Source organism: Klebsiella sp. Ech2A (genome assembly GCF_030078455.1).
GTDB classification, from domain to species: Bacteria; Pseudomonadota; Gammaproteobacteria; order Enterobacterales; family Enterobacteriaceae; genus Klebsiella; species Klebsiella terrigena.
This window is the reverse complement of the sequence record NZ_JAQGFU010000079.1, coordinates 1-20,812: the sequence shown is the minus strand read 5'-3', so window position 1 is coordinate 20,812 and position 20,812 is coordinate 1. Positions and strand designations below refer to the sequence as shown.

General features: G+C 59.1%; 26 protein-coding genes. 6 read left to right on the top strand and 20 right to left on the bottom strand.

Annotated elements, in window-relative coordinates:
• The 7 genes from PFH44_RS15275 to PFH44_RS15245 all read right to left on the bottom strand — a co-directional run.
• The coding region (locus PFH44_RS15275) for a FimD/PapC N-terminal domain-containing protein (protein ID WP_283825417.1) at positions 1 to 345 on the bottom strand (345 nt) is incomplete at its 3' end.
• A 74-nt stretch (positions 346 to 419) separates the two neighbouring features.
• The gene (locus tag PFH44_RS15270; protein ID WP_072051852.1) at positions 420 to 1,145 is read right to left on the bottom strand and encodes a fimbria/pilus periplasmic chaperone; all 726 of its coding nucleotides are present in this window, start codon (positions 1,143 to 1,145) and stop codon (positions 420 to 422) included.
• 35 nt (positions 1,146 to 1,180) lie between these two features.
• Entirely contained in the window at positions 1,181 to 1,720 is a 540-nt protein-coding gene (gene fimI / locus PFH44_RS15265) for a type 1 fimbrial minor subunit FimI (RefSeq protein ID WP_283825416.1), read from the bottom strand.
• A 70-nt stretch (positions 1,721 to 1,790) separates the two neighbouring features.
• Positions 1,791 to 2,339: a type 1 fimbrial major subunit FimA gene (fimA, locus tag PFH44_RS15260; RefSeq protein WP_283825415.1), complete on the bottom strand. Its 549-nt coding sequence runs from the start codon at positions 2,337 to 2,339 to the stop codon at positions 1,791 to 1,793.
• Positions 2,340 to 2,835: 496 nt separating this feature from the next.
• Positions 2,836 to 3,432 (bottom strand): tyrosine-type DNA invertase, encoded by a 597-nt coding sequence (locus PFH44_RS15255; protein WP_045857315.1) that lies wholly within the window; start codon positions 3,430 to 3,432, stop codon positions 2,836 to 2,838.
• A 605-nt stretch (positions 3,433 to 4,037) separates the two neighbouring features.
• Positions 4,038 to 4,643, bottom strand: a complete 606-nt coding sequence (locus PFH44_RS15250) for a tyrosine-type DNA invertase (RefSeq protein ID WP_133600491.1) — start codon at positions 4,641 to 4,643, stop codon at positions 4,038 to 4,040.
• Positions 4,644 to 5,582: 939 nt separating this feature from the next.
• A complete protein-coding gene (locus PFH44_RS15245) occupies positions 5,583 to 6,194 on the bottom strand; it encodes a LysE family translocator (protein WP_045857319.1) in 612 nt (203 codons plus the stop codon).
• Between the two features lie 151 nt (positions 6,195 to 6,345).
• On the opposite strand from PFH44_RS15245, the gene PFH44_RS15240 reads away from it, so the two are divergent.
• Entirely contained in the window at positions 6,346 to 6,819 is a 474-nt protein-coding gene (locus PFH44_RS15240) for an Lrp/AsnC family transcriptional regulator (RefSeq protein WP_283825414.1), read from the top strand.
• Positions 6,820 to 6,903: 84 nt separating this feature from the next.
• Here the strand turns inward: PFH44_RS15240 and PFH44_RS15235 are convergent, their stop codons facing one another.
• From PFH44_RS15235 to PFH44_RS15185, 11 genes are all read right to left on the bottom strand, one after another.
• Positions 6,904 to 8,169 carry an MFS transporter gene (locus PFH44_RS15235; protein WP_283825418.1) on the bottom strand — a complete coding sequence of 422 codons (1,266 nt, stop codon included), beginning with the start codon at positions 8,167 to 8,169 and terminating at the stop codon, positions 6,904 to 6,906.
• A 122-nt stretch (positions 8,170 to 8,291) separates the two neighbouring features.
• Complete coding sequence (locus PFH44_RS15230; RefSeq protein ID WP_045857321.1) at positions 8,292 to 8,798, bottom strand: flavin reductase; 507 nt, start codon at positions 8,796 to 8,798, stop codon at positions 8,292 to 8,294.
• Positions 8,799 to 8,809: 11 nt separating this feature from the next.
• Positions 8,810 to 9,778 carry a PDR/VanB family oxidoreductase gene (locus tag PFH44_RS15225; protein WP_283825413.1) on the bottom strand — a complete coding sequence of 323 codons (969 nt, stop codon included), beginning with the start codon at positions 9,776 to 9,778 and terminating at the stop codon, positions 8,810 to 8,812.
• 24 nt (positions 9,779 to 9,802) lie between these two features.
• A complete protein-coding gene (locus PFH44_RS15220; protein WP_132512917.1) occupies positions 9,803 to 10,543 on the bottom strand; it encodes an SDR family NAD(P)-dependent oxidoreductase in 741 nt (246 codons plus the stop codon).
• A gap of 7 nt (positions 10,544 to 10,550) precedes the next feature.
• Entirely contained in the window at positions 10,551 to 11,030 is a 480-nt protein-coding gene (locus tag PFH44_RS15215) for an aromatic-ring-hydroxylating dioxygenase subunit beta (RefSeq protein ID WP_045857330.1), read from the bottom strand.
• Complete coding sequence (locus tag PFH44_RS15210) at positions 11,027 to 12,334, bottom strand: aromatic ring-hydroxylating oxygenase subunit alpha (protein WP_463671551.1); 1,308 nt, start codon at positions 12,332 to 12,334, stop codon at positions 11,027 to 11,029. The genes PFH44_RS15215 and PFH44_RS15210 overlap by 4 nt, the downstream gene beginning before the upstream one ends.
• Before the next feature lie 23 nt (positions 12,335 to 12,357).
• A complete protein-coding gene (locus PFH44_RS15205) occupies positions 12,358 to 12,885 on the bottom strand; it encodes a nuclear transport factor 2 family protein (RefSeq protein ID WP_045857334.1) in 528 nt (175 codons plus the stop codon).
• Positions 12,886 to 12,888: 3 nt separating this feature from the next.
• Complete coding sequence (locus tag PFH44_RS15200) at positions 12,889 to 13,233, bottom strand: IacB protein (RefSeq protein ID WP_283825411.1); 345 nt, start codon at positions 13,231 to 13,233, stop codon at positions 12,889 to 12,891.
• A 19-nt stretch (positions 13,234 to 13,252) separates the two neighbouring features.
• The gene (locus PFH44_RS15195) at positions 13,253 to 14,419 is read right to left on the bottom strand and encodes an acyl-CoA dehydrogenase family protein (RefSeq protein ID WP_115191962.1); all 1,167 of its coding nucleotides are present in this window, start codon (positions 14,417 to 14,419) and stop codon (positions 13,253 to 13,255) included.
• Between the two features lie 131 nt (positions 14,420 to 14,550).
• Positions 14,551 to 15,696 carry an amidase gene (locus tag PFH44_RS15190; RefSeq protein ID WP_283825410.1) on the bottom strand — a complete coding sequence of 382 codons (1,146 nt, stop codon included), beginning with the start codon at positions 15,694 to 15,696 and terminating at the stop codon, positions 14,551 to 14,553.
• A gap of 359 nt (positions 15,697 to 16,055) precedes the next feature.
• Complete coding sequence (locus PFH44_RS15185; protein ID WP_133600482.1) at positions 16,056 to 16,532, bottom strand: MarR family winged helix-turn-helix transcriptional regulator; 477 nt, start codon at positions 16,530 to 16,532, stop codon at positions 16,056 to 16,058.
• Between the two features lie 150 nt (positions 16,533 to 16,682).
• Here PFH44_RS15185 and PFH44_RS15180 point away from each other — a divergent pair, with 150 nt between their 5' ends.
• Entirely contained in the window at positions 16,683 to 17,639 is a 957-nt protein-coding gene (locus tag PFH44_RS15180; RefSeq protein WP_283825409.1) for a nickel/cobalt transporter, read from the top strand.
• Here PFH44_RS15180 and PFH44_RS15175 read toward each other — a convergent pair.
• The gene (locus PFH44_RS15175; RefSeq protein WP_045857341.1) at positions 17,636 to 18,142 is read right to left on the bottom strand and encodes a MarR family winged helix-turn-helix transcriptional regulator; all 507 of its coding nucleotides are present in this window, start codon (positions 18,140 to 18,142) and stop codon (positions 17,636 to 17,638) included. The two genes, PFH44_RS15180 and PFH44_RS15175, sit on opposite strands and share 4 nt — an antisense overlap.
• A gap of 81 nt (positions 18,143 to 18,223) precedes the next feature.
• Between PFH44_RS15175 and PFH44_RS15170 the strand changes: the two genes are divergently transcribed.
• Positions 18,224 to 19,096 carry an EamA family transporter gene (locus tag PFH44_RS15170; protein WP_283825408.1) on the top strand — a complete coding sequence of 291 codons (873 nt, stop codon included), beginning with the start codon at positions 18,224 to 18,226 and terminating at the stop codon, positions 19,094 to 19,096.
• Positions 19,097 to 19,190: 94 nt separating this feature from the next.
• On the opposite strand, the gene PFH44_RS15165 is transcribed toward PFH44_RS15170, so the two are convergent.
• Positions 19,191 to 19,403, bottom strand: a complete 213-nt coding sequence (locus PFH44_RS15165; RefSeq protein ID WP_015585822.1) for a YdgH/BhsA/McbA-like domain containing protein — start codon at positions 19,401 to 19,403, stop codon at positions 19,191 to 19,193.
• Between the two features lie 385 nt (positions 19,404 to 19,788).
• Between PFH44_RS15165 and PFH44_RS15160 the strand changes: the two genes are divergently transcribed.
• The 3 genes from PFH44_RS15160 to PFH44_RS15150 all read left to right on the top strand — a co-directional run.
• Complete coding sequence (locus PFH44_RS15160) at positions 19,789 to 20,115, top strand: antibiotic biosynthesis monooxygenase family protein (RefSeq protein ID WP_159865298.1); 327 nt, start codon at positions 19,789 to 19,791, stop codon at positions 20,113 to 20,115.
• Positions 20,108 to 20,497 carry an amino acid-binding protein gene (locus PFH44_RS15155; RefSeq protein ID WP_283825407.1) on the top strand — a complete coding sequence of 130 codons (390 nt, stop codon included), beginning with the start codon at positions 20,108 to 20,110 and terminating at the stop codon, positions 20,495 to 20,497. Before PFH44_RS15160 ends, PFH44_RS15155 begins: the two co-directional genes overlap by 8 nt.
• 6 nt (positions 20,498 to 20,503) lie before the next feature.
• A partial coding sequence (locus PFH44_RS15150; protein ID WP_283825406.1) for an ArsR/SmtB family transcription factor occupies positions 20,504 to 20,812 on the top strand: 309 nt, incomplete at its 3' end.

The window sequence follows — 20,812 nt, the reverse complement described above, 5'->3', positions numbered from 1 at the left end:
CGCCAGGGGGCCGCGGGTCAGGCAGGGCGCGAGGCGATGATCCTCCTCTCCGGCCTTAAAGGTCACGTCGCGGGTGGTCATAAAGCCGTTGTTGAGATAGATATCGACCCGATAGGTGCCGGGCGGCACCTCCTGTCCCTTCTCGAAGTTCGAGAGGTCCGCCACCGCCGCCGGATCGTCGGCTAAAAAACGCGGGTTAAAATAGAGCTCCGCCCGCGCGGAAAAGGCCAGGGTGGCCAGCGCAAGCAGCAGCGGGAACTGCACCAGCGGCCCCGCAAAACGCGGGGCATGACGCCGGGTGCGGGGAGAAACCAAACGGTTCGGTCCATATTTCAGATGTGACATAATCCCTCCGGTCCGAAGTCGCCCGGCTGTCAGTTCTTATTATATTTCAGGGGATAACGCTGGTTTCCCCGGAGCTATTGCGCGACGCCCTTCATCCGCGGGGTCAGCGCGCCGTAGTCGTTAATCGTCCGCCAGGAGATCTCGCTGCCGGCGCCCGGCGGTAGCTTCACCGAGGCTTCGCCCATCGGCGGAACCAGCGCGTTTTCCAGCACCCGGGTTCCGGCGTTGAGTTCGGTCACCGTCAGGTAGTAGGGAGTAGGGTTAATCAGCGTGAGGGTGTTCGCGCTGCGGCGAAAGCGCAGCTTCTCCGTCGCCTGGTCCGGCGAGAGCGCCAGCTTAGCCGGGCGATAGTAGAGCTTGATGCGGCTGATAATCGCCAGCTGCAGGGTATTGTCGCTGAGCTTCGATTTATCCATCGACGGGATCGCCTTAACGTTCATCCAGAACAGGCTTTCGCGATCCTGCGGCAGCTGATTGTTGGTGGCGTCAATGATCCGCAGGGTGTTCTCTTTTTTACCCTGCATGGCGAACAGCGGCGGGGTGATCACAAACCGTCCGTCCTTCTGACCGTCGGCATTTTCTACCCACGACTGAATCAGATAGGTGCTGTTGTCATCGTTATTGGTTACCGCCAGCTGGACCTGCTTTTGCCCGGCAGGATAGATAACCCGGGTGGCTCCCAGCGCCACGCCCGCATCGGCAGCGGTGCTAAACCCGGCGGTGGCGATCATCAACAATCCCGCCACCAGGCTTTGCGTCATCCCCAGTCTCTTTCTCACGTTTTCCCCTTTTATACTCACCGTTGATTCCCGTATCCGGTATGCCTGCTGGCTGGTTACTGATAGGTCAAAGCAAACCAGGCCTGAGCGTTCGCGGCTCCGCCGGTCACCTGACGTCCGGTCGCCCGATATTTGGCGACAAAATGTAGCGTGGTCGGTCCGGTATACAGCCGTGACCTGGCCGCCGGTGGGCTATTGAGCGGGATCGGATGGTCCTCGCCGTCAAACAGCGCCACGCCGACGCCGGTCGCGATGCCGGGGCCTTCGCCCACCGAGAGCACGTCCGGATTTTTGCCGTCAGCAACGCCGTGAAAGGTCACTCCCACCCGCTGGCTGACCGCGGTGCTGCAATCCTGCAGATGGATAGCGAAAGGAACGGGGTTAGTATCTTCGCCAACTGAATGAAACCGATTGCTGCTGATTTGCCCCATCTCGACCGTTAGCTGACGGTCTCCCGCTTCCACGCGGCAGGATTCGGCGATGATCACGCCCTGGAAACGCATGCTGCCGCCGGGCAGGGTGACGTTCCACTGGTTACCGGCCAGCGCCAGCGGCGGCAGCAAAACGATCAGCAGACCTGATTTCATTCCTTGCATCGTGATTACCCCAGTCCTGTATGGATAACGGGCCATCCTGGCCCGATGAGCATCCGTGCGTGATGGTGAATTACTCGTACTGAACTTTGAAGGTCGCGTCGGCGTTAGCGGTACCGGCAGTTGCTGCGCCGGTCGCGTAGTAGCGAGCCTGGAACGGAATGATGTTGGTGCCATCGTTCAGCGTGGTGGCAGCACCGAAGGTTGCGCCGTCAAGCGCCAGCGCGGTGCCGGTGCTGTCGAGGATCTGGACGCCAACGTTAGTTGCGCCGCCGGCTGCAGAGTTTTGCAGTGCCAGTACGGTGGTGTTGGTGCTATCGACCGCGGTGCCGGAGAAGGCTACGGATGCTTTAGTCGCAACGGTAGTATCACAGTCGTCCAGCTGGATGTTGAAACCAACGGCGGAGCTGGTGCTGCCCACGGTAGCGAGTTTGGCTGAACGTACCTGGCCCAGCTGTACGGTTTGATCGATAGAGCCGGCATCTACTGCACAGGCTGCGTTGACCACTTCCCCTTTAAAATGCACTGTCCCGCCGTTTACCGTGGTGGTATCGGCCAAAGCCGCCGCGGAGCTCAGGGACAGGGCTGACAGAACAACGATTGCCAGTGTTTTGATTTTCATGTTGTTTTCCTTTAAACAATGTCGATATTACGAACCGAAATTGGCAGTCTTTGTGCCTTCCAGGCATTCCATATGTCAGCCGAATGGTCCGACTGCCGGCTCTGCTCAGTTTTTGCCCCAACGATGAGTCAATTGGGGCCATTTTGACTCGTTGGGTTAAAGTGCTAAAAAACGGGGGTCTTAAGACGTAATATTGAATTTAAAGTTCTTTAGTGTTCTTTTTAGTGGTTTTTTATGCTGGATTTTTATTTTTAGTAGCGTAAACGGAGTGGCTGAGTCAGCGGAGAGGACAAGGCGAGGTTACGAATCGGATGGAAATGAAAGTAAATAAATGTCGGAGTAAAAAGTGTTTTTAATCAATTAGATATTTATTATTTTTGGAAATATATGCACTTGCCAGTTGCAAAAGATTACAAAACATTTTTATGATATAAACAGTTTGGCCCCAATTGACTTGTTCATTCACGAAATTTATCTTATTTATCAAAGTAATAATTTATTTCTTCTGCTCAGGGATATTTTTATCCAGCAAATTATTTCTTTCCCATAGTCCGGCAAAACGCGCGGCGTTGCTGGCGGTATAGCGTACCGTATGGCGAATATTGCGATGTCCCAGATAATCCTGAATCAAACGCGTATCTGTCCCTCTTTCAGCAAGCTCGTAGCCGCAGGCGTGGCGCAGCATATGCGGATGGGTGTGGGTGGCGGTTCCGGCCTCTTCGCCAGCGCTGCGGATAATACGATACGCCTGCTGGCGCGAGAGCTGGGTGCCGCGGCGGGAGATAAAAATAGCGTCGGTGCTTTGCGCGGCCTTCCAGCCGGCACGGGCCCGGGTCCAGCGCTCAATGGCCTCCAGCTCGTCAAAGCGCAGCGGGTGGACGGTGGAAAATCCGTTCTTCAGCCGGCGGACGTTGATGCGCCCCTCGCTGAGGTCAAGATCGCGGTAGTGCAGGTTGAGTAGTTCACTGATGCGCATGCCGTGGCGAAACGCCAGCAGGATAAGGCAATAATCACGTTCGCCGGTGGGCCCGTGGCGAACGGCCAGCATCATAGCCTGAACTTCTTTGCCGGTAAGAAAACGACGTCGATTCACAATACACTGCTCCTGTATTTTATTTACACCAAGGCCTCAGCCTGAAAAAACGTTCAGGCTGATGAAAAAATAATCCGCGATGTTAAAACCGTATTATATGAAGGTATTTAAGTTCAAATAGGCGATCACATTACATTTACACATAGCGAAAATAGCGCCACGCGATAATTCTTATTTTTATGGATTTTATTCAATACCACAATAGCGTCGCCGGCAATCGTTGCCAGGTTCATAAAATCAAAAGGGAAAAAGCTATGGCTGGCGATATTATAGATGAAAAAATAATGCGCAAGCGTTTTAAACGCGTGCGCCAGGCTATTTTATTTTCCCGCATAGCCCTCGTCAGCGCCCGGAGTTTCCACGTCCTGCGGGGCGCATCATCCCCCGCTACCACGCCTTCCGAGTCTAACACGTGGCAATCGTTACGCCCGGTTATAAATAGCCAATGGATATCCTGAATATATCCAGGGATATTGCGATTTGCTTGTTTATTGCTGAAATAAGAACTTGCGGGAACATTAATCGCAATTAACGCATGGTTAATCTTTATTAATGTTTCCCGCGGCGGCGGCGCATGACAACGCCCTCCGTGGCGTTGGCTGAGATTACTGAATAAGGCTAACGCGCTGCTTCTCTTTGGCGTTGTCCCAGATACCGTAAAAGCGCCCGGCGTTACTGGCGGTGTACCAGACGGTATGGCGGATATTGCGATGTCCGAGATAGTCCTGGATTAATCGCGTATCGATTCCCATGTTGGCTAACGCAAATCCACAGGAGTGGCGGAGCATGTGCGGATGTATTTCCAGCGACAGTCCGGCATGGTCTCCGGATGACGAAATAATTTGGTAAAACTGCTGGCGCGAAAGGGGATTACCTTTACGTGACAAAAATAGCCATTCGCTGTCGCTATCGGGATAGCTGCTACGGATCTCCAGCCAGTTTTTTAATGCCTGAATCTCTTTATTCAGTAACGGGTGGGTAGTGGAGAATCCTTTTTTCAGCCGATGAATATAAATACATTTTGAACGGAGGTCGATATCGGATATTTGCAGGCGGCATATTTCGCTGGCGCGCAGGCCGTGAATAAAACACAATAAGGTCAGGCAGTAGTTACGCGCGGCGTGCGCTCCCGTATTGGCTGCTTTCAACAGCGACTCTATTTCGGCTTGAGTCAGGAAGTTCCTTTTTTTGATATCGGTATTGTTTTTCATTATCATCCCTTTTAATTTCAGGCATACATTACGTTCTGGCCATCGTCAGCAGGCCAGGTTTTACATCCGGCTGTAATGTTTAATCGTTAATTTTACCTTTCGCTGTACTTTTAGGGCGCAGGGAAAGTATTCCAGCATATATATCTGCCGGGTCAGGTCATTACGTTTGAGATAATGAATGAAGCAAAAAGTATCTCCGCGTTCGGGGCGCGATGGCTTCATAAAGAGTGACGGGTGGTATTTTTATCTCTTTGAAAAAATACGTTTTTCCTGGTGGTTTCAGCATCCGCTTCATCCTGCTTTTCTCCTGATTATGCGCTCTATAAATATAGAGGCATAGGCTATGGGCCCGGGTCTCTCCTGACTCATAGTACTGTAATAATTAAACTCCCGGCGGGCGTGCCATCATTCCATGATGGAGAGTTCAGGCCGCGTACCGCAGATGAATATTGCGTAAATGTCCCGCAGCTTGCGAAGAACGATATCCACGCCGGATAGCATTGACTGCATCACTACAACAGCGCCTAAACCATACTGCAAATTTCAGGCGGAGAATAGTAATAATAAGTAAAGCGATATGTGTGACGCCGGCGGTCAATTATTTACGCCGCCGGTGAGGAGGAAACTCCCGCGGCGTCGCTGAGCCAGCCGCTCATCTTGTTTAGGGTTTGTTTGGAATTTTTTGGAGCTATCTGGAGGGGGTGGGCCAGCTGTTTTACGCCGGAATAAGCGTGCTGATTTTATCGGGTTTTTTGAAGTGATTATTACTCGCACCTGAAACGCGATTTTTGATCCGCTTTGCAGGCTATTTAATGACGTGGGATCCGCCTCGGGAGGCTGACGGAAATAGCGCTGGCCGCTGCGCGATAAATTTACGCCGCGGCCTCAGGGATTAAACGAACGGGGCAATATTGCTCCTTTTTCGCCCGCGCAGAACGATTATTTTAGCTGCTCGTAGAATAAGATCAGGGCAATTATCACCATGATGATGCCGGAAATGACGCTGACCCTTTGTGCCGCCTGGGGGCGAGCGCCTAATACCGTTTTCGACCCGTAGCCGACCAGCAAATAGATAACCGTGCAGGTTATCAGGTGCAGGCAGCCCAGCGCCGACATCTGCATCGCCACCGACCAGCTGCCGTGCGGATCGGTAAACTGCGGCAGCAGGGCGAGGAACAAAAGAAAGACTTTTGGATTCAGGCCGCTAATGCAAAGGCCTTTTATTGCCCAGCCCTGCCAGCTATCCGTCCGCCGCTCGGCGGCCGACGGCGCCGACGGATGGCGTAAAATGCCGATACCGAGCCACAGCAGATAGCCTGCACCCAGCAGCGTGATGGCCGACAGCGCCAGCGGATGCCCGGCGATCAGCACCCCAACGCCGGCGACCACCACGAGGGTGGCCAGCAGATGCCCGGACATCAGCCCGGCCACGGCAGGCACCACCCGTCGCCCGTCGATCCCGGCGCTGATGGCATAGGCCCAGTCGGCTCCCGGCGTGACGATCAGCAGAAAAGATACCAGCCAGAAGCTCGCGATAAAACTCATTTCCATAGCGGGCTCTCCCCACCGTGGTTGGATCCATGTTGCATGGCGATTGCGCTCAAACTCTTGCGAAAAGTTACCCGCAAGAATATCGGGAATGATGCGCAATGAGCTTTCAATGTTATGCTTAAAACTCCCTTTAAAAGTGAAAATCTTCCAAATGGACAGCATAGATCGAAAAATTCTTGCCGAGCTGCAGGCCGACGGCCGCCTCTCGATAACCGAACTGGCGGAGCGGGTCAATCTCAGCCTCTCGCCGTGCCATCGGCGGCTGCGCGCGCTGGAGCAAGACGGGACCATCGCCGGCTATCGCGCCAGCCTCGATCCGGTAAAGATGGGCTTTAACTTTATGGCGATCGTCTTTGCCACCTTAAAAGAGGGGGATAAGCGAGCGGTCAGCGCGTTTGAAGAAGCGGTCGCAGAGATCCCCCAGATCGTGCTGGCGCAGCGCCTGTTCGGCGATCCGGATTATTTGATGCACGTGGTGACCCGCGATCTGCCGGCGTTCCAGAAGCTATACGATGACAAACTCTCCGCGATGCCCGGCGTTCAGCACCTGCGATCGACCCTGGTGATGAAAACCGTGGTGCAGGATCGTCCTTTTCCGCTGGAGAGCCTGAACTCGTCGCGATAGCGCCGTTGAACGGATCGGGGGAGAAGAGAGCGGCAGGCGGGTTCGCCGCGCCTGCCGGGCGTAGGGAGGCGAACGACAATTTCGCTATGCCGTCTGCTGCCGGCGGCGCGCGCCGGGCTGGCGGATGCTCATCAGGGCCAGCAGCGCCAGCAGGGCAAAGGTGAGCAGCATCAGAGCGATCGGCACGTAGCTGTCCCACGTCATCAGGAAGGCGACCGCCAGCATCGGGCTAATGCCGCCGGAGATCACCGCGCCGATTTCATGCCCCAGCGCCAGGCCGGTATAGCGCACCTCCACCGGAAAGAGCTCCACCATCATGCACGGCTGGGCGGCGATCATCGCCCCGTGGCAGACCGGCAGCGCCAGCAGCATCGCCAGCAGGATCGCCGGGAAGCTGTGCATTTGCAGCAGCCAGAAGAAGGGGAAGGCCACCAGCGCCATCCCGATCACGCCGGCATAGTAGACTTTTTTGCGCCCAATGCGGTCCGACAGCCAGCCCCAGCCGAGGATGGTGGCGATCTCCACCGCCATGGCGATGGTGACGGCGGCAATGGTCTGGCTGGTATCGATGCCGATATGTTTGCAGTAGACCACCGAGAAGGTGAAAAAGATGTAGACCGCGCCGTTCTCCGCCAGCCGCAGGCCGATAGCCTGTAAAATGGCTTTCGGGTGATGCTTAAAGGCGGCCAGCACCGGCAGAGGCTGCTCCGCCGGCTGCGCTTTACGGGCAACGAACTCGGCGTTTTCCTCGATGTTGCGCCGGATATAGACCCCAACGAGGAAAATAAACAGGCTCAGCAGGAACGGAATACGCCATGCCCAGGCCAGCACGTCCTCCTGGGGCAGCAGCTGCACCAGGTAGAAGGCGAGGGAAGAGAGCACAAAGCCGCCGGAAACCCCCACCTGGCTCCAGGCGGTGTAGTAGCCCTTCTGGCTTTCCGGCGCGTTCTCGCTCAGCATCAGCACGCCGCCGCCCCATTCCCCGCCGGAAGCCACGCCCTGCACGAAGCGCAGGCTAATCAGGGCGATCGGCGCCAGAATACCGATATGCTCGTAGGTTGGCAGCAGGCCGATCAGAAAGGTGCTGGCGCCCATCAGCGTCAGGGTGATAATCAGCGTCATTTTTCGGCTGTACTTATCGCCCAGATGCCCGAAGGCGATGCCCCCCAGCGGTCGGGCGATAAAGCCGATGGCGAAGCCGGATAGTGCCAGAAACGCGCCGAGCAAAGGATCGTCGGTTGCCGGAAAGAACAGCGGGCCGAAAACCAGCGCCGCCGCCGTACCGTAGAGAAAGAAATCGTACCACTCCAGTGAGTTACCGAGAAAAGAGCCAATAATCAGTTTGCGCATTGATTGCGGCTTGCCTGGCGTCATATCGTTCGCAGCTCCGGACATTGCGTGAACTCCACTACAGGTGAAAGTGGGCGCCAACGAGCGGGCGCCGGGTAAAGGTCGCGATGGGCTTTTTATAGTTATGGCGCAGCCTGGCTGAGGGCCTCGGCGCTAAGGGTATGAAACCGGCGGTTAAACCACACCAGGCCGTCGCCGGGCTGGTCCTGGCGAATCTGTCGGACCTCGCAGTAAAACACGCTGTGGCTGCCGACCTCATGGCTGGCGCTAATCGTGCAGTCGACGCTGGCGACGGCGGAGGCCAGCGCCGGCGAGCCGGTTTCCAGCGCCAGCCACTGCTCGTGCTGAAAACGCTCCTCCGAACGCAGCTGGCTGTTGGCAAAGATTGCGGAAAGCGCCTGATGTCGCGCGGAGAGCACGTTCACGCACAGAACGCCGTTCTCTTTAAATTTGCTATGGGCGAAGGAGGAGCGGTTCATGCACACCAGCAGGGTGGGCGGAGAATCGGTAACGCTGCAGACGGCGGAGGCGGTAAAGCCAAAGCGTCCCGCCGGGCCGTCGGTGGTGATAATGGTAATAGCGCTGCCCAGCTGCGCCATGGCGTTACGGAAATCAGATGTCAGGTTCATAGCGGTATCCGTTATTTCAGTTTGACGTATTCGAAGCCTTCGATAACCAGACGCGGGCTTTTGGCCCGCGAGCAGCACAGCAGGATCTGGTCATTATCTTCGCGTTCTTCAGCGGTTAAATACTCGTCGCGGTGATCCGGCACGCCGCCGCAGACGTTGGCGAGGCAGGTGCCGCAGACCCCCTGCTCGCAGGAGACTTTGACCTTAATCCCCGCCTCCTGCAGAGCGGCGACGATGGTCTGCTCCTCGGCGACGCTGACGGTGAGGCCCAGCTCCGGCACCTCGACCTCGAAGCGCTCGCCGCCGGTTTCGACTTCGCGGTTGAAATACTCCTGATGCAGCTGCCCGGCGCTAAATCCGCAGCCCCGCGCGGCATCGGCTATCCACGTCATAAAGCCTTCCGGACCGCAGACGTAGAGGTGTCCCGCCCGATGGTGCCCGGCCAGCACCTCGGCGGGACGCACCTTGTGCCCCTCATCGCTGATATGTAGCCGGACGTGGGCGCTGAAATGGCAGTCCGCCAGCTCGTGCAGAAACGCCATGCTCTCCCGGCTGTGGCCGCAGTAGTGGATCTCAAAGGATTTCCCGGCGCGGAACAGCGTATCCGCCATCGCCAGCATGGGGGTGATGCCGATCCCGCCGCCGATCAGCAGGCTGTGTTCGGCCGCCATGTCGAGCGCAAACAGGTTGCGCGGCGGGCTAATGACCACCGTCTCGCCCACCGCCAGCCGATGGGCGGCCAGCGACCCGCCGCGCGATGCCCGATCCTTGAGGATCCCCAGGCGGTAGTGCTGCGGGTGATGGGCGCTGCCGCACAGCGAGTACTGACGCACCACCCCGTCGCCGAGGTGAAGGTCGATATGCGCCCCGGCGCTAAACGACGGCAGGGCGGCCCCGTCGACGGAGGTCAGCGTCAGCACCGCGACGTCGGTGCCCTGCATTTCGCGTTCTGCGACGCGGACGATCAGTGTTTCAGCCATCTGTCTTCTCCCCCCTCGCGGGGCCTAGCGCATGTAAATGCCGCCGTTGATGTCCCAGGTCGCCCCGGTAATAAAGGTGGCGGACGGGGCCGCCAGCAGCTCGACCGCGCGGGCCACCAGCAGCGGATCGCCGAGGCGCTTCATCGGGATCATCTCCAGCAGCGCCGGCATTTTGTCGGCCCCCACCGCGGCGTGCACCGAGGGGAGATCCAGCGGGCCGGGAGCGATGGCGTTGACGCTAACCCCGTCGGCGCTCAGGGCGCGGGCGAAGACTTTGGTCAGGGTCAAAATGCCGCCCTTCGAGGCCGCGTAGTGGGCGCCGGAGGCGGTGCCGCCGTTTTGCCCGGCGAGCGAGGCGAGGTTGATAATGCTGCCCCTTTTGCGCTGGCTAAAGTAGCGGCCGAGGATCTGGCAGCCGAGGAAGGTCCCGCGCAGGTTGGTGCTGGTCACCCTGTCGAATTCCTCCACCGAGATCTCCATGATCGGCGTGGTTAGGGTGAGCGCGGCGTTGTTCACCAGCACGTCCAGTTCGCCAAAGCGCGCGCCGATCTGCTCCAGCGCGGCGCTGAACTGCGCGGGCTGGCGAATATCCAGCGCCAGCGGCAGCAGGCGTGCTTCGCCGCGGTCAATCTCCTGCGCGCTAACGCGCGCGGCCTCGAGGCTGAGATCCGCCATGGCGACCTGATAGCCCTGCTGCCACAGGTGGCGGCTGATGATCTGGCCGAGGCCGCTGGCGGCGCCGGTCACGAGTACGCTTCGTTTCATAGGGACCTCACAGGATGTAGCCAATGCTGTGCAGGAAGTCGTCGCCGTTAATCAGGCGGACCACCTTTTGCGCGATCAGGAACGTCTCGCCCTGCGGCTTAAGGACGTAGCTCAGGTCGGCAACATAGTGCTGTTCGTTGCCTTTGCGGTATTCATAGAGGAACTGGGCGCAGCGGATCTCCACGCGCTCCTCGTCGGCGGATAGCAGACGATGGCGGCCGCTCATGCGGACGGTGCGCGCCCGCGGCGTGGTGGAGATAGACTCCCCGCTGTACAGGCGGTTCACGCGCTTTTCGCGCATGGCCTGGTTGTCGTAGGCGTAGTTCAGGGTGTTGGCAAAGTCGGTAGCCTGCTGATCGACGGGAATGATATACATCCCCTGCGGCTGCCAAAGCGTCAGCCACTCGCGGAATTCGCCCTGGTCGAGGAGGTCCGCTTCGAGATTAATAAAGTGAACGGCGGCGTTGAGGATCGGCTGTGGGTTCATTTTTGCCCCCTGTTCTCTGCGGTCATGTGGCGTTTCCACTGCTGATAGGCGGCACGCATGCCGGTTTCGGCGCTGACGTCGCCGCGCAGGCCGTCGGCGGTGCGGGTTTCTCCCGGCAGGCCGCGGTTGAGCATGATCCACAGATCGCCGCCCGCGCCGCCGCCGCGCTGCACGCGCTCCCAGGCCTCGGAGTCATCCGGCGTGCCGAAGCCCATCGGCCCCTGGAAGTGCTCATGCATCCGCAGGCGGGCCTGGTTAGCGATGGCCGGGCCGCCCTTCATGGTCAGCACCACGTGGTGAATTTCAGTTTCCTCAACCGACAGAGGCTGCAGCACGCGGAAGAAGGCCATTGAGCAGGCGACGTTGGGGAACAGGTTGAGGTTGAAGCCGCTGCCGCCGACCGCGCGGACGATCCGCCGGACCTGCTGCTCTTCATGCCCCTCATCGCGCAGCCCCTGCGCCAGCTCGAGGAAGCGCTCGGGGATCGGCGCATCGAGATTTTCGTCGAGATCGATAAGCTCAGGGATCATCACCATCACGCTGTGGCCGTTGCCGAGATCCTCGACGAAACCTTTGCCATCGACGAAGTTGAGCATCTCTTCCGTTTGCTTATCGACCGAGCTGAGGAACGACTTGTGCACGATGGGGAAGTGGTAGCCGTCGGTGGTGTTTTCCAGCTGGATTTTCCAGTTGCCCGGAAAGCGGAAGCGGTGGGCGGTGGTGGCCTGTAGCGGGTAGCCGGCGCCCTGTTTCATAAACAGATCCATCCACTTCATCGCCGGGCCGAGGAAGTCGGTCAGCGGCTCTATCTGCGGGTTGAAGCTGGCGAAGATCATGCCGGCGTAGCTCTCGGTGCGCAGGCGCACCATCCCAAGCTGGTCTTTTTCGAGAGTGTTGCCGTAGCTTTCCGGATGCGGAACGCCGCGCAGGGCGCCGTCCAGACCGTAGCCCCAGCCGTGGTACGGGCAGGTAAAGCCGTTGGTTTTGCCGCTGCGGTGTTCGCAGACGGTGGCGGCGCGGTGGCGGCAGCGGTTAAGCAGGACGTTAATCCCGCCTTTGCGATCGCGGACCACGATAACCGGCTGGGTGCCGACCATGGCGGACTTAAAGCTTCCCGCGTCGGGGACTTCGCTTTCATGGGCCACCCACACCCAGGTGCGGTTAAAGATCTTTTCAATCTCGAGGGCAAAGATATCGCTGGAGGTGTACAGCGAGGTATGCACGCGGTCTGACTGCACCAGCGCGCCCAGCGCGGCCGGGCAGTCACCGGGCAGGAGGTTCTTAACAGGGATCGTTTCGGGTATCGACATTGCTCAATCTCCAGGCGTTATTGTTGTGCTTCTCTGGCGGGTACGGGTAGATCGGCGGGCGAGTGCCAGCCGTCAACCGGGCGGCTGAACAGGTTTCGGGTGGTGAAATGCGCGATCAGCCAGCGCTCATCCGTTTTTTTAAAGCGAATCACCAGCTCGGCGCTGTTTAAATGCGAGCCGCCGGCGCGAAAGGTGGAAGCCTGCAGCATTTTCCAGCGTCCGCTGGCGCTATTCTCGGCGTCGATATCGATATATTCCGCGGTCAGGTAGTGGACGTTAATTGCGAAGTGGGAGGGCTCGCTAATATAGCGCGCCATCATTTCGGCTATTTCCTGACGTCCGCAATAGCGCCCCAGCTTGCTTTGATATAAATCGCCAACGCCTTCCCAAACCGCCTCTTCGCTAAATAAGTCGGCGATCTGCCGGGCAATATCCGGATGGCTCAGGTCATCGCATAAATGCATATATTGACTGATGAGTTTGCGGATTTGGTCGGCGGCTTCGAGCTTATTCAGCCGCTGCAGCAGGGTGTTTATATTATTCATCGGCTAGGCCTGGATAATCAGTTCTCGCCCGGTACGGGCTTCGACTTTGCAATATTTCCACAGCCGGTCCGGGCCATCGCCGACCTGCACGCTGCGGAACAGATTGCAGGCGGCGGTAACGGCCTCGAAATCCCGCGCGTCGGCCAGCACGTAGGTGGTCCACGGCCAGCCGGTTGAGGGCCCGACCATCGTCCGGTCATCATCCATATTGCCGATGACCGTGACGCCGTCGACGTTGGCGATGCCGTTCATCATTTCGCCGAAGGCGGCCCATACCTGCTTGCCCACCTCCGGGGTGGCGTCAAAAAAGTTCTGGTTTACGCCGATGCAGAATAAAACGCGGATCATAGTGAGTCTCCTTATAGGGTTACAGGTAGCCGGGCAGCGGCGGGTGGCCGAAGAACATGTTGCCGGCATTGATATAGGTCAGCTCGCCCATAAAGGCGTGCTGGGTGATGACCATCGAGTCGCGGGCGTAGCGCTGCAGCGGGCTGCGCATGGCGATCCCCGGCATCCCGGCCAGCTTCAGCGCGCGGGTGGTGACCGAGGAGGAGACGCGGGTAATATGCGTGGAGGAGAGGCGCAGCGCGTTGATGGCCGCTTCGCCGGGCTCATCGCCGCGCAGGATGGCCTGCCAGACGTCGTCAATGGCGTCGTAGAACCAGCAGCGCGCCGAGCGCAGCTCCGCCTCGCAGTGGGCGATTTCCATCTGCGCAAACTGGCGGTCGGCGAGGCAGGGCGCGCCGGTAACCGAGCTTTGCCGCTCGGCGATGGCGTAGACTTCGCTCAGCGCGGCGCGGGCGATCCCCAGCGCGACGACGGACAGCACCTGGGTGGCCAGCGACAGCACCGGGTAGCGGTACAGCGCCCCGTCGAGATTAAGCGCGCCGCCGCGGATAAAGGTCCACTCCGCCGGGACAAAGGCGTCGCTGAGGATCACGTCATGGCTGCCGGTGCCCGCGAGGCCGACGCTATTCCACACCGGGTCGATGGTGAAGCGGTCCGCGGGCAGCACCGCAATGCGCGGCAGCGGGCGGGCCGATCCGTCGTCCGGAAGGATGCCGACGCCAATCAGCTCCGCTCCGGTACAGCCGCTGGCGAAGCTCCAGCGGCCGCTGACGCGAAAGCCGTCGTCGAGGGTGGCGGCCTTCTGCGGCGGAAAAATGCCGCCGGCAAAGACCACGTCCGGGCCGCGGCGGTAGATCTCATCGAGGGTTGCGAGCGGCAGGCCGCCGAGATAAAACGGATTCATGCCGAAGCTGGCGACCCAGCCGGCGGAGCCGTCGGCGGTGGCGATGGTTTCCACCAGCTGGCAGAATTCCGCCGGCGATATTTCGTCGCCGCCGTAGCGCTTTGGCACCAGCGCGCGGTAAACGCCAATCTTTTTAAAGCGCGAAATAATATCGTGGGAGATATATTTCTGCTGTTCAAATTCCTCGCTGCGCTTTTTTAAATCGCCGAGAAGTTCGCTTAATTCACTATTCGTGGCGTGCAGCGTCTTTTCCGCACGTGATATTGCAGATGAATGTAACATGCGACTTTGCCTCTTCCAGTTAAAGAGAATAAATTTTTATATCCGCCGTTATTCGGCTATCCCCGCCGCTGGCTGAATAAGATCCGGGGATCCTTTTGGACTATTATTATATTTTGCCTGGGGTCTGAATTTTATTTCAGTTTTGCCTGCAGCGATTCGGCAAAGCTGAGTAAAGCGAACTCTCTATTTTTCCCGCCGACTATCTGCAGGGCGACGGGGCGCTGGTCTATTTCGCCAACCGGCAGGGTCAGCGCCGGATGGCCGCTTAAATTAAACGGGCGTACCAGCCGGGTCAGGTTGACCACCCTAAGCGGATCGGCCGCCTCTTGCAGGGTGGGCGGCAGCGCCGGCAGGGTCGGCAGTAAGATAAACGGTGTCCTGGCCAGCTGCGCGTCGACGGCGCGGGTGAACGCCGCCCGCACCTGCTCGGCCGCCTGCCGCTGAGCCGGGCTAATATCCGCCCCGGCGCGGATGCGCAGCGCAACGTCCGCCGCCAGCTCCGGGGCATCAACGATGGCGTGAAACGCCTGCCAGTTTTCCTGGCTGATGATCGTCAGCCCGGCCTCGTGCGCCTCGCTGAATCCCGGAAGGGTCACCGCCGGCGGCGCTACGCCCGCCTGCGCCAGACGCGCGAGGATCAGCCGGTCAATCTCCGCGCTGGCCAGGCCGGAGATAAAGCCGGCCTCGCCGCGCCGTGCCGGGAACTGCGCCGCCGTTTCCCCCAGCGCTTTCTCAAGAGCCGAACGCAGGGGGGCGATCTCCCGGGCGAAGAAGCCGACGCAGTCCAGCGAGCTGTGGGCAGGGATAACCCCTTCGCGGCTCACGCGTCCCCACGTTGGCTTCAGGCCGACCACGCCGCAGCAGGCGGCGGGCATCCGCACCGAGCCGCCGGTGTCGGTGCCGAGAGCAAAATCGACCTCGCCTGCGGCGACCACGGTGGCCGATCCGCTGGACGATCCGCCGGGGATCAGCGCCGGGTAGTGCGGGTTAAGCGGTGTCCCGCTCCACGCATTAATGCCGGTAACGCCAAAAGCCAGCTCGTGGAGCGTGGTTTTGCCCAGCAGGCGACAGCCGTTCTCCAGCAGCCGCTGAATCACCGCGGCGTGCCTGCTCGCCGGCAGAGCGCCCTGCATCACCGGGCTGCCGGCGCGGGTTGGGTGGCCGGCGATATCAAGCGTATCTTTGGCCGCAAACGTCAGCTCCCCGGCGCCCAGCGTAAAGCGAGAGATAAACCCGGAACGAGATTCGGTAATACCCGTGCAATGTTGCTTAGCCATGGTTCACGTTTCCGTTTAGCGATAACCTGAAATGCGTCGGCTGTATGAAAAATACGCCGCGCTGGACCTGAGGTAATCTTGTCATTAAAACTTGAAACTTCAAGTAATTTGTAACGTACTTTTCACATCGTTTTTAGCTATAAGAACATTTTATAAACAAAAAATATTTTTTAATATATTGATTTTTATTGGAATTAAATTGCGGTTATATTTTATTCTCTTGATGCTGGTCACAAAATAAAGCGCAAAATATAAGTTAAAAAAATGATAAAAAAGCGTGCGAAAAACGAGGGGTAAGGCGGGCTGGCGATAATAGCCATTGGCTTAAAATGGTTATTTTCGCCGCGTCGGAAAGAGAATTAATCGTCGAGGTTGTGCAGAAGCAGGGAGAGCACGTGGTTCATTTTCTTCTCCTGCGCCGGGGTAATCCCTTTGAACGCTTTGGTGAAGACCTTTTTGCTCAGGATCTGCGCCTGCGCCACCTTGGCCTCGCCGGCGGGGGTAAGCTCCGCTTCGGTGACGCGCCCGTCGCTGGCGCTGACGTGGGTGGTCAGCAGACCATCGTCGCGCAGGCGGCCGACAATTTTGGTGACGGTGGGCATTTTGCTGACGGCGTATTCAGTGATGCGGGAGATGCTGGCCCGGTGGTACTGATGAACCAGCATCAGCACCCGAAAGCGCGAGAGGTCGATGTCGATTTTTTTTAATTCGACTTCCATCTGCTGGGTATACTTTGCATAGACGTTGACCACCCAGAAGAAGGGAAACTCTTCTTTATGGAAGCGGCTTTCGTGGCTGTCTGGTCGCTCGGAAGCGGTATTGTGTTCCACAAGCATCTCCTTGCCTGACGACGATATATTGGGGCAGATGTTATGCGTATTTAGCGGGTATTGCAAAACGCAATATCCCCGTTATTCAGCGCGCTGGCGGAGGAATAGCCTCTCCCGCCGGGCGGAAAATTCAGATTCACTCGATGGCGAAAAATGATGACAACTCGCATTCTCGCGCGCGACTGGCGCCTGCTGTCGCTGGGGCTGCCCGCGCTGGCGTTACTGTGGTGCGGCTGGGGACTCCACGCGCACTGGGGCGCATTTATTCAGTGGTGCCTGGCAACGCAAATCACGCTCCACCGCTATCTGGTGATGTATCTTTTGCAGCTCAACAACCACCAGTACAGCGGCGGCGTATGGCTGCTCGGCGGGGCGTTCCTCTACGGCGTGCTGCATGCCGTGGGGCCGGGGCACGGAAAATTTATCGTGACCACCTATCTCAGCACCAATAAGGAGAGCCTGCTGGCGGCGCGGGTGGTGCCGTTTCTCGGCAGCCTGATGCAGGGCGCGTGCGCCATCCTGTTCGTATTTATTCTGGCGATAGGGCTCAATCTTGCCTCCGGCGATCTCAGCACCAGCCGCTGGTACGTCGAAAAAATCAGCGCGCTGATGGTCGGTGCCTTCGGCGTATTTATTATCTATCAAACGCTTAAAAGCCTGCGGCCGCGAAAGATAGCGATCGGTTCGCTGACGCCATTGCATGACCATAGCCCAAACTGCGGCTGCGGCCGCCACGGCGTCGGGCGCGAGCTGGCGCAGGTGGACTGGAAAACCCGGCTTGGGGTGGTGCTGGCAATCGGCGCGAGGCCCTGCAGCGGGGCGATTATGATCCTGCTGTTTGCCAACGCCCTGGGGATCGTCAGCTGGGGAATTGCCGCGGTGATGGCCATGTCGCTGGGGACGGCCCTGTCGATCCTCGGCCTGTCGCTGGCGGTGCGCTACGCCCGCGAACGGGCGGTCGGCCTGTTTGCCGGCGGCGGCGGGCGCCTCAGGCTGCTGGTTCCGGCGGTGAAGATTGCCGGCGGCATCATCCTGATTCTGTTTGCCTGCGTGCTGTTCCTGACGGTGATCCCGATCAGCGCCAACGGCGACTATATCGCCGCCGGCTGCTAGTCCTCTTCCAGCAGGCGCATCAGTTCCGCCAGCGCGTCGTTCAGCCGCTGGCGCTGCTCCGCAGTGAGTCCCGCCAGCAGCTGGCGTTCGTTCTCGACGTGCGTTTCAACCGCGCGATCGATGCGCTCTCGCCCCTCCGGGGTCAGGGCCACCAGCATGCTCCGCGCATCCTGCGGATTCGCCAGCCGGCATATGAACCCCCGTTTTTCCAGCGCCTTCAGGCGGTGGGTCATGGTGCCGGAGGTGATCATCAGCGTCGAAAAAAGCTGGGTCGGCGAGAGGGTAAACGGCTCTCCCGCCCGGCGCAGGGTCGCCAGCATGTCAAATTCCCAGCGCACCAGATCGTGGCGGATAAACGCCGCCTCGACGCGCGGTTCCAGCAGCATGGCGCAGCGCTTCAGGCGGCCAATCGGCCCCATCGGGCTACAGTCAAGATCGGGACGCTCCCGCTTCCACTGTTCAAGAATGCGGTCTACGGCGTCTGTTTGCGGTGATTTGTCCATTCGTGCCCACTTACCTTGATATCAAGATATCTATCGATACATACTTTGCTGACTAATTTACCTTGATGTGAAGATAAAATCATGACCTTTCTCTCGCGTTCGCCCGTTTTTGACCTGCTGTTGACCGCCCTGGCCCCGGCCATCTGGGGGACGACCTATATTGTGACCTCGCAGCTATTGCCGGCGGACAGGCCGTTTTTCGCGGCGCTGCTGCGGGTGCTTCCGGCGGGGATCGCCCTGTTAATCTGGTGCCGCCGCTTTCCTCTGCGTAGCGAGTGTTGGAAGCTGGCGGTCACCGGGATCCTCAATATTGGCGCCTTCCAGGCGCTGCTGTTTATTGCCGCCTATCGCTTGCCCGGCGGGCTGGCGGCGGTGATCGGCGCCATTCAGCCGCTGCTGGTGATGCTGCTGGCCTGGTCCGTGGACAGGCAGCGATCGCCGTGGATGGCGGTTGCCTCGGCCTGTAGCGGCATTATCGGCATGGCGCTGCTGCTGCTCTCCCCGCAGACGGTGCTGGATCCGCTGGGCATCGGCGCGGCGTTTTTAGGGGCGGTCAGCATGGCGCTGGGAACCTGGCTCTCCCGACGCTGGGCGATATCGCTGCCGGTGGTGGCGCTGACGGGCTGGCAGCTGCTGATTGGCGGCGTGGTGCTGGCGCCGATTGCGCTGCTGGTCGATCCTCCTTTACAGCAGGTGACCCTGACCCAGGCGGCGGGCTATCTGTGGCTGTGCGTGGCGGGGGCGATGCTGGCGTACGGTCTATGGTTCCGCGGGATTAGCCGCCTCTCGCCGGTGGCGGTCTCGGCGCTGAGCCTGCTGAGCCCGGTGACCGCGGTGCTGTTAGGCTGGATTATTCTCGGGCAGAAGATTCAGGGGCTGGCGCTGGTGGGGCTGGTCGTGGTGCTGCTCAGCGTGCTGTCTATTCAGCGCGCGCTAACAAAAAAGGCCCCATAAAGGGGCCCGACATTGCTGCATGGTTATTGCGCGGCGGGAGCCAAACGGGCCGCCTCAGGCGGCCGGTCCGGCAGCTCCCTCTGCAACCATTCTTTTATTTAGACAGCTCGGCGGTCATATGAACCTGGTTACCGGTGTATGCTTCGGTAATGTGGTAAGACGCGCCCTGATCTTTAGCGATGGTGGCGATTTTCGCTTCCGCGCTGTCCAGAGTATCTGCGGTCACGCTGACCGGGTGCTGAGCGAAGCTAGCAAAAGAAACCAGGGACAGCATACCGGCGGCGGCAAGTAATTTTACGTTTTTCATGGTGTTTTTCCTTTTAACTTTACAGGTGGAAAGCGCTGCGCTTTCGATGGACTTATAATAAGTCTGCTAACTATAACGCGCGTTGCAAAAAGTGCGATTTAGATCACACTTTTGTGCCATTAAGATGACGCTCGGGTGACGTTTCAATGTCGATTAATCAATAAAAACAGTTTGTTGGCTAAGCGAGCCGTGATTTATTGCTGCGGAAAAAAAGATGCCGACGGCGCGGAGATTTTTCTTTTCCAGGGCCCTGGCTATTGTTTTAGTGAATATGTTGTCTATTTTTTAACCAGTATGGCGCGGGCAATACTTCGTCCGCCGACGAAGCATCTGCGGGGCGAGGGGCATAGAGTAGCGGCACCGCTGAACAAATAAGGATGACACAATGATTGCCGTACTCTTTGAAGCCGAGGTAGCGCCGGAAGGCCAGGCGCGCTATCTGGCGCTGGCGGCGGAGCTTAAGCCGCTGCTCAGCACTATCGATGGTTTTATCAGCATTGAGCGTTTTCAGAGCCTGACGACGCCGGGGAAAATTCTGTCGCTTTCCTGGTGGCGCGACGAGCAGGCGGTGCTGGCGTGGAAAAATAACCTCGCCCACCGGGAGGCTCAGCAGGAGGGAAAAGAGAGTATCTTTGCCGACTATCAGATTCGTATCACCCGGCTGATGCGCGAATACGGCGCGGAAAGAGGCGAGGATCGCGGCCATGTATGATATTTATGTGATTCTGCCCAATCGTCCGGGCGCGCTGGCGCTGCTGGGGCAAACGCTCGGCAACGGCGGCGTGGGCCTGGAGGGCGGCGGCGTCTTCACCGTCGACGACCGGTGCCACGCCCACTTCCTGGTGGCCGACGGCGAGCGCGCCAGAGCGGCGCTGGAAGAGGCCGGGATCCCGGTGGCGGCGGTCACTCAGCCGCTTATTCGCCGCCTCAGGCAGGAGCAGCCGGGAGAGCTCGGCGCCATCGCCCGGGCGCTGGCCGCGCAGGGGGTCAATATTTTGACGCAGTACAGCGACCATGATAATCGCCTGATTCTGGTGACCGATAATTTCCCGCTGGCGCAGGAGGCGACGCGCCGCTGGGCCACTCACGCGTGAGGCCATATGCTCAAACCTGCCGCAGTTATTACCGATGATGAGTCGTTGGCCGTCGCCGTGGCGGCTATCGCTTCCGCCATGGCCGACAGTTCGCGGGTGAAAATGCTCTGCGCCCTGATGGACGGCCGGGCCTGGACGGCGACGGAGCTGGCTACGGCGGCGGACATTTCCGCCTCTACCGCCAGCGCGCACCTGAGCCGCCTGGTGAACGGCCGGCTGCTGGTATGCCTGGCGCAGGGGCGGCACCGCTACTACCGGCTGGCGGGGGCGGACGTCGCCGGCCTGGTGGAGAATATGATGACCATGGCCGGGAAG